Source organism: Paenibacillus sp. FSL R5-0914, assembly GCF_038004525.1.
In the GTDB taxonomy this organism is placed as follows: Bacteria; Bacillota; Bacilli; order Paenibacillales; family Paenibacillaceae; genus Paenibacillus_AQ.
The window spans coordinates 334,577-345,993 of record NZ_JBBORH010000002.1 but is presented as its reverse complement, the minus strand read 5'-3'; the positions used below and the strand labels follow the sequence as shown (position 1 = coordinate 345,993).

The window sequence follows — 11,417 nt, the reverse complement described above, 5'->3', positions numbered from 1 at the left end:
TAAGAGACGCTGTCCTGCTTTTTTTGTACCTCTATTTTCGAACTTTTAATTAATGTCCTTTTTTACGGACCTGCTTATCACGATTCTCTCCCCACTCTTTCGCTTGTGCGGTAGCAATAGAAATCGCCCTTCCCTCTTCATATCCATCTTCTAGCAGTGCATTAGCAATATCAGTCGCCTTATTACGAATAGGTGCAGTGAAGTTCTTGAGTGAATCTGGATAATCTTCTTTGTTCCACGGCATATAAAAAAACCTCCTTAACCTGACTATATAATTAATTAGCCTGGTCTAGGAGGTTTTAAACACTCTCTTAAGCTTATTTAAAGACTTTAACGCGATCTTCCACCGGTTGGAATTGTTTCTCACCTGCTGGAGTTACTGTCTTACCAAATGGCAATTGAGCAATCAGTTTCCAGTCTTGCGGGATGCCCCAAGCTTCTTTCACTTCGTCATCAATCAGTGGGTTATAGTGCTGCAGGGATGCACCTAAACCTGCTTCAGAAAGTGCAGTCCATACTACGAATTGCAGAATGCCTGAAGATTGGTTAGACCAAACTGGGAAGTTCTCGGCATACAATGCGAAGTTTTCTTGAAGGTTCTTCACTACCGCTTGATCTTCAAAGAACAATACGGAACCGTAACCTGCTTTGAAAGATGCTAATTTTTGCGCTGTTCCTTCAAATTGTTCTGCTGGAACGATTTTGCGCAAAGTTTCTGTCGTGATATCCCATAATTTATCATGCTGTTCACCTAAAAGAACAACCGCTCTAGAGCTTTGGGAGTTGAATGAGGTTGGGCTATGCAAAACCGCTTGCTCAACGATTTCAATAATTTGAGCATCGGCTACAGTGGATTCTTTACTGATGGCATAGATGGAACGTCTTCCTTTAACTGCTTCAAGAAAATTGTTAGACATAAAATAACTACCTCCATTTATTTAAGTAACTTACTTTTGTACATCTTATCACCTTTTTTCTGAAAACACAACATCTATTCACAACTTATTTTGTCGGATATACAATTAGCCTCGATTAGTAACATCTCCCCTTCACTTTTCCGATATACATTTCGGCTAAAAATAAGCTACAATAGTGCAGCAAAAGTGCAGAAGGAAGGTTATATAAATGAATTTTTCAACAGATAAAGTTCTTATTCTACATAAAAAAATGGTCATATTCTCTTGTGTAGTGCTCTTTTTCCTTAGCTTGGTACTAACTGGCTGTAAAGACACAAAATCGTCTAATTTAAACGCTGTGGAACTTGGTCAAGCTGAACTAAAACCTGTCTCTTTCTGGGTCGCCACAGACACTCACTTTTTGGATAAGGATCTTCAGGATGGTGGACAGGCTTTTCAAACTTATGTCACTGGAGGCGATGGAAAAATGCTGCCCTACAGTGATGAAATGGGTGAAGCTTTGGTCTATGACGCTGAACAGAAAAAACCTGCGTTTATCATCCTCAGTGGCGATTTAACTAATAATGGAGAACGCAGCAGCCATCAAAAATTAACCGAAAATTTAAAACGAATCGAACAACAAGGAACCTCTGTTTATGTCATTCCAGGCAATCACGACTTATTTAATCCTTGGGCTAGATCCTTCAGTGGCGATAAACAGCTCCTTACGGATTCAATTACAGATAAGGATTTCGTCAAAATGTATGCGGATTTCGGCTACAAAGAAGCTGCATCACGTGATAAGGAATCACTAAGCTATATCGTCAAGGCTGCCCCCAACTTATGGATTCTGATGATAGACAGTAGCCAATACCTTAATAATAAAAAATACGGTTTCCCTCAGACCGATGGACGTATTGCTTCCTCTACGCTTTCATGGATCGATGAATCCGTTAAGCTTGCAGCCAAAGAGCACGCTTCAGTGATCACGGTGATGCATCATAATTTATTAAGTCACACTTCTATGTCTGTTTCAGGCTTCAAGCTTAATAACAGCCAGGAAGCTATAAAATCCTTACGGAAGAATGGACTTAATCTAGTTCTCTCAGGACATATTCATATGCAGGACATTCAAGTAGATCCAGCAGACGCGAATCAAGATACAGCATCCTCTGAACAAATGCCAATCTATGATATCGCTACGAGTGCGATGGCCGTCAATCCGCATCAATATGGAGCCATGACCTTCGATCCCGTCTCGCGAACCGTAAATTATAAAACAACGTCTTTGAACGTAGAAGGTTGGGCTGAAGCTAACCAGATTACAGATCACAATCTCTTAAACTTCAAGGCTTATGCCGAAGAAGCCTTTGCTACTAACTCCTATGACAAAGCTATGGATAGTCTTAAGGAAAGTCCTTTAACGGAGTCTGAAAAAGAATCCATGGCGAAGGTAATGTCCAATCTGAATGTACGATACTTCGCAGGAACTGCGGGTACTTTTGCTAAGGATATTAAAGCGTTGCCTGGCTACAAGCTTTGGGAGGAACAGCAGGACGGTTTCTTAGGAGGCTATGTCCAAAGTATGGCTGAAGAAAAAGCGTTAAGTAATGTCGACCTAGAGGTGGTTTTAACGAAGCAATAAAAAGATGCCTTATTTCATATAAAAAACCCAGCTCCACCCGCAATACTGCGAAGTTAGAAGCTGGGTTTGTTTGTGTTATTTAGCCAATGAGGATCGAACTAACTATTTACGTGTAATAGTAATCCAACCATCTTCATCTACATACACAGTAGCATGAAGTGCTTCAGCAAGCAGACGCAGCGATACATAGGCATCACCATATTCGTCAACAAATACAGGCTCTGCAAGCTTCACTTTTTCACCGTTAATCACTGCTTCGGAAGAACCGATTTTGAATACCAGTTTATCACCGTACACACCATCAGTTACGATAATAGCACGATTGACTGTATCCCATTCCACAATAGCATCTAAATCTTCTGCAAAATACCGAAGAGGAATGTACGTCGTATTATTGTCAACGATCGGATAATAATATTCGTCGTCTGGTTCGATGACAATCGTTCTCTTGGTGATACCAAGATCGTCTTTCAATATACGATAAACGTTAGAATTTGGATCAAAATTGTTCAAAGTCTCTCCAGGAGTCAGGTCACCGGAAGAAACATCAAGTGCTCCTTCAGTACTGATTGGATCTGCCGTTACAGCTCCACCAATGTTCCAAATCTGACTGGAAGCCTTAAGAGAGAAGCTCTTTAATGGCATATCTTCAGTACCTGGAAGCGCCACTTTCAGATCAACATTCTGTTTACGAACATGTAGTCCACTGTCTACAAAAATGTCGACAGCAAGCTTCGTATCCTTACTCAGAACCGTCTTAAGCTCAGGGGTAGCTTTGTAAAGACTGTCTAGTTGATTGTCATAAACCAGCAGTAACGCATCCACAGCCAATTTTGCTGCATCATGCAGTACAGTTACAACAGCTTCTTTATCACCCAGAGGAATTACTCCAATACCTGGAATTTCATAATCACCGGAGGCTTTTTCGTCCATAGCTTTGATCACAGGATATAGATAGTCATATAGACCACCAACCAATTCTGTAAAGCCTTCCGTATCTTTAGAGATCGATTTCAGGAATCCTTTTAACAATGCCGGAAGCTCATCACCCGTCACTTCGGTATGTAACTTCGTCATATTCACCTGCTGGCCATACACAGCCTCACTAACGGGTGTTACGCTAATTGCGCTTGGATTAGGAAGATTCTTCACCACAAACTTCGTTAGCAGCTTACTAAGATCTTCAGCTTTAGTCAGATCCAATCCAACTTCAGCAAAGACCTCATCATAGCCTTGAACCGGGAAGTAAAACGGTTGTTTTGCTCCTTCAACCGTAAAGACTAAAGTTTTTTTGTCCATAAACAATGAGAATGGAATATTCAATTGTTTATAGCCGATCGTTCCATTGGCAGATACATTACCATTCTCTTGTAACTTTGCATTGCTAATACTCAGGGAAAAAGAATTTATGAGATCGACCATTTCCTTATCTTCTGCGCTAATTCCTTCTGAAGGTTCAGCGTTCATAGAAAAAGTCATACTGGATTCTGATGATTTAACATCGACATCCCCGATCAATGCCTTATTAACATCGAAACCTCCAACCGATTGACAACCGGCCAGAACAAGCAGCAGTGCGACAAAAGGAATAAACCATTTTGCCCTAGCTTTCATTCTCCTCATAGCAAGTCTCCTTTTTTTAAGATTTTTTGAAATCAATCCATTATCTCAGCAAAGGCAACATTTGTAAATCAAAGTATTACTTATTGTAAAAATACTATAGATTCAACAAAGTTCGCCATTCGATAGAAACCCATTCATTGTATATTACGCCTTTAAATAACGCTAAAATCAGTAGATGCGCAGGATAAAAAGACCACCACACCCAGCGTGGTACCCGGTGACGCTCTAAATATCCCCAAAGTGCAGGCGCCAAAGCAATCAACAGCGTTGGTAAAATACTAAGCATTTGCACAACCCAATAATTATAAAACATGTAGAACAGATTAAGTGCCAAATGTGCTACAACAAGCCAATATGACTTCGTATAACGGAATATCAATACTAGCAGCAGGCCGTACGCATTATAATCTATCGGGAAATAATCCATTAACGCGATAGCTGCAATGACGACTGGTATTCCAAGCCATGGAGTAGGCAGTTTATCTAAAATAACCAATACGGTTGCGGATAACAAAAGCGTAAACACCACGTTCCATCCACCAGGATTAATCGCTAAATTGTATGGGATCTGAGCAATAATAGCGATAATGAGCAGTCGGAACAAGTATTTCGGTCTGGATGATGTATGGATATGCCCCTGCACAAGCCCGTAACAGTAGATTGGAAAGGCTATTCTTCCTACATATCTCCAAGCAATATCCTCTGGAAAAAAGATATAGCCAATATGGTCGATTAGCATCGTCAGCATGGCGAGAATCTGCATATCAAACCTCCTTAAAATAAGTTGATATCATACATTCGCCAATGAGTACTTCTTCTCCTTCGCCTGTACACAAATGATGACTGCAATAAAAGAGAACTGAATTTCTGGTTTCTTGCCTCTTGACTTTATGGGGTGCAATTGAGTACTATGAACGAGCAACATCATATGGCAATGATCAAAGACATGATTTCCTATACGAACTGTCCAGAGAGAGAGGTCTAGGCTGAAAGCTTCTCCAGTACACGATTGTGAAGTTACCCCTTTGTAGCCGTGGCGCTGAATCCGCAGATCTAAATTTTGCGGTAGTATGTGGCACCGACTTATCCACGTTATAGGATACCAATGAGGTCCTATCCTTGTGATAGGTCGAATTAGGGTGGAACCACGAGCTGAACGCACTCGTCCCTTTCTGGGAGAGATGCGTTTTTTTGCGTTCACCACTAACAATTTTTGAGAAATGGAGGCTAACAATCATGGAGATCAAGGTAACACTGCAAAACGGAACAATTAGAGAGGTACTGCAAGGAACGACGATTAAAGAAGCAGCAGGTGCCATAAGTACCAGTCTGAAAAAAAATGCTGTAGCTGGAATAATCGATGGAAGATCCGTTGATCTAAACCAAGCGATCGAACATGATTGCCAGCTCGAAATTGTTACGCTGGATAGCAAAGAAGGCCTGAAAATTTATAGACACAGTACAGCACATATCATGGCGCAGGCCATAAAACGTATATATGGAGATAAGGGTGTCCAGCTCGGCATAGGTCCAGTAATCGAAGATGGCTTCTATTACGACATTGATATTGAGACACCTCTATCCACGGATGATCTTGTAGCAATCGAACAAGAGATGGCGAGAATTATTCAAGAGAATCACCCGATTGTCCGCCGTGTCGTTCCCCGCGCTGAAGCAATCAAGCTTTTTGAAGCGATGAATGAGCCCTTAAAGCTGGAGCTTATCCGTGATCTGCCGGAAGACACAGTATTGTCTATTTATGATCAAGGGGAATTCTCGGATCTCTGTCGAGGCCCACATCTCCCCTCAACTGGCTTGGTCAAGGCTTTTAAGCTGTTGAATGTAGCAGGTGCCTACTGGCGTGGAGATTCGAATAATAAAATGCTGCAACGTATTTACGGAACTGCTTTTCCTAAGAAAGCTCAACTTGAAGAACACTTACTCTTTCTTGAAGAAGCTAAAAAACGTGATCACCGTAAGCTCGGCAAGGAACTGGAATTGTTTATGTTCTCTGAAGAAGCTCCAGGTATGCCCTTTTATCTTCCCAAGGGGATGACTATCCGTACAGAGCTTGAGAATTTCGCACGTGAATTACAAAGACAGAGAGATTACGATGAAGTTCGTACACCACTGATGATGAACAATCGGCTTTGGGAGCAATCCGGACACTGGGATCACTACAAAGACAATATGTATTTCACCAATGTAGACGAAACAAAATTCGCACTCAAACCGATGAACTGCCCAGGTCATATGATGATCTACAAAAATAATCTACATTCTTACCGAGAGTTACCTATCCGAATTGCCGAATTTGGTCAAGTACATCGCCATGAGTTCTCTGGGGCACTTAACGGGATGATGCGTGTTCGTACGTTCTGTCAGGATGATGCCCATCTCTTCGTATTACCAGAGCAGATTGAGGATGAAATAAGCCGGGTAATCTCACTGATTGACCATATTTATCAAGTGTTTGGCTTTGAGTACAAGATTGAATTATCTACTCGCCCGGCAGATTATATGGGATCAGAAGAACTATGGGATCTAGCTGAACAATCATTACAAAGTGTATTAGACAATCTCGGGATCGAGTATCGTGTGAATGAAGGTGATGGCGCATTCTACGGACCAAAGATTGATTTCCATATCTTAGATGCGCTAAAACGAAGCTGGCAATGTGGAACCATCCAACTAGATTGGCAAATGCCAGAGAAATTCGATCTTACTTACATCGGGGAAGATAACCTTAAGCACCGCCCGGTCGTAATCCATCGTGCTGTTTATGGGTCGATTGATCGTTTTATGGGGATTATTACGGAGCATTATGCTGGCGCATTCCCGCTATGGCTAGCACCCGTTCAAGCGAAGTTATTGCCCGTCTCTGAGAACTACGTTGATTATGCATTTCAGGTGAAACAATCCTTAGAACAAGCTGGCATTCGTGTAGAGGTTGATATCCGAAATGAGAAGCTAGGTTACAAAATTCGTGAAGCCCAACTTGAAAAATCACCCTACATGCTCGTTCTCGGTGAGAATGAGAAAAACTCTGGCAGTGTTTCTGTAAGAAAACGTGGTGAGGGTGATCTTGGTTCAAAGAGTATCCAAGAGATTATTGAGCAGATTAGTGAAGAAATAGTTAGTAAAAAATAAAGTTCTGCTTCAAATTAAACGTTAAAGGGCTGTCTATCGTAGAAATCTACGAACAAGACAGCCCTTTCTTTGATCACATATTAATATTCACAGGAACACTATTTCACGTACAGCCGACTGCTTTCTTCCCAATACTCGCCTGGTTTGAGACTGAATAAGCCTATCTCATCCGCTGGCAGATCTACCATTGGCGCATTAACTAAGTTGATTTGCGGCTCTGGGCAGAAGAACTGCTCAGAAGCACCATTATTCCAGATCATCCACTGCTTGTATGAAGTCCCTACATCATATACTAAAGTGACTCCAGCTTTGCTGTCGGTAAGCTCCATCCGGTTACGTCCATTCTGAGCTACAGCTGTGTAGTGGTTGTCCATCGAAGCGAAATAAGGATTCACACCTTCATCACGAAGCTGAGCTTCACCTGGCTCCAGCTCTTGGAATTTACCAGTCGGCAGCATACGGTCATTTAATTCCCAGCGATTACCGATGGTCGCTTTTACAAGGTAGTCTTGTGGTGTGCTACCTGGTGCGAATGGTGCATTAATCGCGGTATGGAATGCCAACAAGCAAGGCATCTCTTCATCACCATCATTATGGACTTGTACCTGTTGAGATAAGCCACCTTCACCAAGGGTATAACGTAGTTTCATTGTGTATTTAAACGGCAAGTATTGATAAGAAGGATGGTTCTCATCCACTTTGATGAATACGGTTACGAAGCTTTCGGTCTTACCGCTACCGAACTCTTCTACTTCCCAAGCTGCCGTATGTAAAAATCCATGTAAATGGTTGCCTGTTGCGACTTCATTTACCGGGAGTTGATAAGTTTGACCATTCCAAGGAAATTTGCCATCTTCATATCGATTCGGAGGAAATAATACAGGAATACCATGGATGCCTGGACTTGCTTTGAAGGCTTCCATTTCCTCAGCTCCCGGTTCATGCAAGAAACGGTAACCGTTTTCGGTATCACGGAAACAGATCAAGTTGCCACCGATGCCTGGTAGGATAGCTGCCTCATAACGGCCAGCTTTCAACCAGATGGCTGCTTCTCCTTCATATTGTCCTTCATAGGCTGTGATAGACATAATAATGTGTTCTCCCTTCCAGTGTCTGATAATTGTCTCTACTTGATAGATTACCACATCTGGTCATGACGTGACATGCCCTTTTTTACAGCTGTTCCACTTCAACGCTCATGACATGATCAATTTTCTTCACATCATAATAGATCTCTGTTGCGTAATCTTTATCCGGCGCTGAGATCACCATATCGATCATTTGTCTTCCATCTTCCAAATCCTTAATCTTCATTCTGCGGATCGCCCGGGATGGACTTCTAGTACTTCTTTGGGTACTAACCTGGGGTCTCTCAATTTTTTGGATCACTTCAGTAAGTACAAAATTAGCTTCCATGATTATTCTCACCGAAACTTCATGCTTGTTAAGCACTTCAGGACCAATCGAACGAATTAAATGAGGAACTAAATTCACCGCAAACATTAGAAGAATAACCGCATATGCTGCTTCAATATAGAATCCTGCTCCCACAGCTATACCAATCCCCGAAGCTGTCCAGATGAGTGCTGCCGAGGTTAAACCTGATATCGCATCACCGCCTCTACGCAGGATAACACCAGCCCCCAAGAACCCTATCCCACTGACAATTTGAGCAGCGAGGCGCATCGGATCCATATTTGGATGCTCAGGACCTGCAAACTTATCAAAGGCATGAATAGACACTACAGTTACAAGACAAGAGGCAATACTAATGACCATACTGGTCCGAATCCCCAGCGGTTTCTGCTTGATCTGTCGGTCAATCCCGATGAACAGCCCGAACAGCATGGCCACTAGCAGCTTAATTAATGATTCAATATGAAAATCCATAGTTCATTCTCCTTTCTCCACAGATACTCCATTATAACGGAAAACGGAGATTATGATTAGCTTTATTTTACAGCAAAAAAACGGAACTCCTATCCTCCATGTATATGCGCAGACAGCTTATATAATCCGCATAACGAAGAGGATAGAATCCGTTTTGGTGAAAGATTATCTAACCATGGAGCAACGATTCTGCACCGTCACAATAAATCTCAGTTCCTGTAATATGATCGGAATCCTCGGAGGCCAGAAAAAGTGCCAGCTTTGCAACTTGATCAGGACGCCCAGGACCTTCCTCTAGCGGTTGATCCCCTTCCGGAAATTCGACAGGGATCTTTACCTCTTTGAGATCCTCGGATGGAAAAGTGTTGTCATCTATATTGGTCTTAATAGCCCCAGGACAGATTGCATTTACGCGAATTTGAAATTGAGCCAGTTCTAATGCTGCCATTTTCATAAAAGCAACCTGACCTGCCTTTGTCGTACTGTAAGCAGAAAAACCGATGTTAGAAAATACACGATTTCCGTTAATGGAGCTGTTAATCAGGATGCTGCCACCGCTTTCTTTTAGATGAGGTATCGCATATTTAACAGTCGCGAAGGTTCCACGAAGGTTGATGTGAATCGTCTGGTCCCAAGACTCAATATCCATCGTTTCAATGGGCGTCATGGCTCCATTAATCCCTGCGTTTGCAAAAACAACATCAAGACGACCCCATTTCGCGGCCGCCTTGTTTATGGCAGCTTCCACTTGTGGGGGTTCAGCAACATCGCATTCAATTACGAGAGCTTCTCCGCCTTCTTTCTCCACTTGTTTTCTAACCTTTTCTGCGTTCTCAACAGTTCTATCCAGCAACACAACTTTGGCTCCGTTACGAGCGAACTCAAGCACAGTTGCTCTTCCAATGCCGGAACCACCTCCTGTTACAATCGCTACCTTACCTTCCAGCTTCTTATCTGCCATGTTTAAGTATCCTCCTTCTTGTCATGCAAGCCTTCCAGTTAAGTTCTTTCCTTAACCTTAACCTCGCATACAGAAGTTGAATCGATAGATCTTTAATACCCCAAAGGATTATTTTTATTCACCCTGCCGAAGATGGATAATGAGATCATTTAAACCGGCTTCACGGATGCCCTCTACAATAAGATCAGCAAGCAGACGTGCTCCTAAAATCTGAAAATGTGTATTGTCTTGTACGCCAACTGGATGCAAGATATATTCTCCCGGATAGGACCACATGAACAGATCCTTCGTTCCTTCCACACCATAGGCTTCAAAAAGCTTACGACTCTTCTCCGCCAAATCGATTAGGGGGATCTGCTCAGTCTCAGCCAACTCTTTCATTGCCGTTAAATACTCTCCATGACTGTCTACTATAGCTTCTGCAGGATCAAATCTCCGCCTATGTACAGCGGTCACCAGTACCGGGTAGGCTCCTGCTTTCCTAGCAACTGTAATCATCCGCAGCAAATATTCTTTATATGTAGTGAAAGGTTCGGTGTGTCTATGTTCATCCCCTTTTGAATCGTTATGACCAAACTGTATGAACATATAATCTCTGGGACGAAGCACAGTAGAAATATTGTCCAAATGCCCTTCCTCAATAAAGCTCTTGGAGCTACGTCCTGAAATGGCTCGATTATCCACTACAAGACCTGTTTTGAAGCAGCGAGGCAGCAACTGGCCCCAACCAGCATAGGGATAACCAGCTTCTCCTTGATCGGTCACCGTAGAATCACCAGCCAAATATAAGACGAGCGCTTCGTTGTCAGGCTCAATGTCGAGAGCATTTATTCGAGGCGCAATACCTGAGAAGGAGAGCTTTAGCTGACCACCCATGATTCGCATCGCAAATGATTCTCGTATATACTGACCTGCCGGGACGTTCAATGTATCTAATACGTACTTACCATCACCTGCTCGAATTATTGTACTCGTATCTGCTAAGGAGTCACCAAGTAACAAAGAAATCCGGTAAATCCCATCAGGAATATCTAACAGGAAGACTGCCTTCTGCGGAATGCAGAAATCACTTCTTAATGTATCTTCTCCTCCCCTGGAACGCCCGAATACTGTCGAGTCTGAAGTAAAACCAAATCGCTCATCCGGAGAGTATCGTGAGTCCGGCCGAATTTTGGTGTAGCCGGACGCTGTATCTTTAATCCCAAAGTCAAAATGATAGCTATCCAAATTCAGCCGCACCTTTCTTCATTAG

10 protein-coding genes are annotated in these 11,417 nt (G+C 42.5%); 2 read left to right on the top strand and 8 right to left on the bottom strand.

Annotated features, from left to right (window positions below; genetic code table 11):
* Window positions 1–49 precede the first annotated feature (49 nt).
* Both MKX60_RS17625 and MKX60_RS17620 read right to left on the bottom strand, forming a co-directional pair.
* Window positions 50–244 (bottom strand): DUF2188 domain-containing protein, encoded by a 195-nt coding sequence (locus tag MKX60_RS17625; RefSeq protein ID WP_341060557.1) that lies wholly within the window; start codon window positions 242–244, stop codon window positions 50–52.
* Between the two features lie 73 nt (window positions 245–317).
* The gene (locus tag MKX60_RS17620) at window positions 318–917 is read right to left on the bottom strand and encodes a nitroreductase family protein (protein ID WP_042187439.1); all 600 of its coding nucleotides are present in this window, start codon (window positions 915–917) and stop codon (window positions 318–320) included.
* 208 nt (window positions 918–1,125) lie between these two features.
* On the opposite strand from MKX60_RS17620, the gene MKX60_RS17615 reads away from it, so the two are divergent.
* Window positions 1,126–2,541, top strand: coding sequence for a metallophosphoesterase (locus MKX60_RS17615; protein WP_341060556.1), 1,416 nt, complete (start codon window positions 1,126–1,128; stop codon window positions 2,539–2,541).
* 102 nt (window positions 2,542–2,643) lie between these two features.
* Here MKX60_RS17615 and MKX60_RS17610 read toward each other — a convergent pair whose 3' ends face one another.
* Together MKX60_RS17610 and MKX60_RS17605 are read right to left on the bottom strand one after the other, a co-directional pair.
* The gene (locus MKX60_RS17610; protein ID WP_339247488.1) at window positions 2,644–4,164 is read right to left on the bottom strand and encodes a copper amine oxidase N-terminal domain-containing protein; all 1,521 of its coding nucleotides are present in this window, start codon (window positions 4,162–4,164) and stop codon (window positions 2,644–2,646) included.
* A 94-nt stretch (window positions 4,165–4,258) separates the two neighbouring features.
* Complete coding sequence (locus MKX60_RS17605; RefSeq protein ID WP_076282892.1) at window positions 4,259–4,927, bottom strand: TraX family protein; 669 nt, start codon at window positions 4,925–4,927, stop codon at window positions 4,259–4,261.
* A 473-nt stretch (window positions 4,928–5,400) separates the two neighbouring features.
* Here MKX60_RS17605 and thrS point away from each other — a divergent pair, with 473 nt between their 5' ends.
* A complete protein-coding gene (gene thrS, locus MKX60_RS17600; RefSeq protein WP_076299445.1) occupies window positions 5,401–7,314 on the top strand; it encodes a threonine--tRNA ligase in 1,914 nt (637 codons plus the stop codon).
* A 98-nt stretch (window positions 7,315–7,412) separates the two neighbouring features.
* Here thrS and MKX60_RS17595 read toward each other — a convergent pair whose 3' ends face one another.
* From MKX60_RS17595 to MKX60_RS17580, 4 genes are all read right to left on the bottom strand, one after another.
* The gene (locus tag MKX60_RS17595) at window positions 7,413–8,402 is read right to left on the bottom strand and encodes an aldose 1-epimerase (protein ID WP_341060555.1); all 990 of its coding nucleotides are present in this window, start codon (window positions 8,400–8,402) and stop codon (window positions 7,413–7,415) included.
* Window positions 8,403–8,487: 85 nt separating this feature from the next.
* Window positions 8,488–9,204, bottom strand: a complete 717-nt coding sequence (locus tag MKX60_RS17590) for an MgtC/SapB family protein (protein WP_042126933.1) — start codon at window positions 9,202–9,204, stop codon at window positions 8,488–8,490.
* Between the two features lie 169 nt (window positions 9,205–9,373).
* Window positions 9,374–10,165: an SDR family oxidoreductase gene (locus MKX60_RS17585; protein WP_042187431.1), complete on the bottom strand. Its 792-nt coding sequence runs from the start codon at window positions 10,163–10,165 to the stop codon at window positions 9,374–9,376.
* A gap of 114 nt (window positions 10,166–10,279) precedes the next feature.
* Window positions 10,280–11,392 (bottom strand): rhamnogalacturonan acetylesterase, encoded by a 1,113-nt coding sequence (locus MKX60_RS17580; protein ID WP_341060554.1) that lies wholly within the window; start codon window positions 11,390–11,392, stop codon window positions 10,280–10,282.
* Window positions 11,393–11,417 lie beyond the last annotated feature (25 nt).

Excerpts from the sequence above, each read along its gene's own strand:
- MKX60_RS17585 (WP_042187431.1), bottom strand. The coding sequence starts at position 10,165 with ATGGCAGATAAGAAGCTGGAAGGTAAGGTAGCGATTGTAACAGGAGGT.
- MKX60_RS17605 (WP_076282892.1), bottom strand. The coding sequence starts at position 4,927 with ATGCAGATTCTCGCCATGCTGACGATGCTAATCGACCATATTGGCTAT.
- MKX60_RS17590 (WP_042126933.1), bottom strand. The coding sequence starts at position 9,204 with ATGGATTTTCATATTGAATCATTAATTAAGCTGCTAGTGGCCATGCTG.
- thrS (WP_076299445.1), top strand. The coding sequence starts at position 5,401 with ATGGAGATCAAGGTAACACTGCAAAACGGAACAATTAGAGAGGTACTG.
- MKX60_RS17610 (WP_339247488.1), bottom strand. The coding sequence starts at position 4,164 with ATGAGGAGAATGAAAGCTAGGGCAAAATGGTTTATTCCTTTTGTCGCA.
- MKX60_RS17625 (WP_341060557.1), bottom strand. The coding sequence starts at position 244 with ATGCCGTGGAACAAAGAAGATTATCCAGATTCACTCAAGAACTTCACT.
- MKX60_RS17615 (WP_341060556.1), top strand. The coding sequence starts at position 1,126 with ATGAATTTTTCAACAGATAAAGTTCTTATTCTACATAAAAAAATGGTC.
- MKX60_RS17595 (WP_341060555.1), bottom strand. The coding sequence starts at position 8,402 with ATGTCTATCACAGCCTATGAAGGACAATATGAAGGAGAAGCAGCCATC.
- MKX60_RS17620 (WP_042187439.1), bottom strand. The coding sequence starts at position 917 with ATGTCTAACAATTTTCTTGAAGCAGTTAAAGGAAGACGTTCCATCTAT.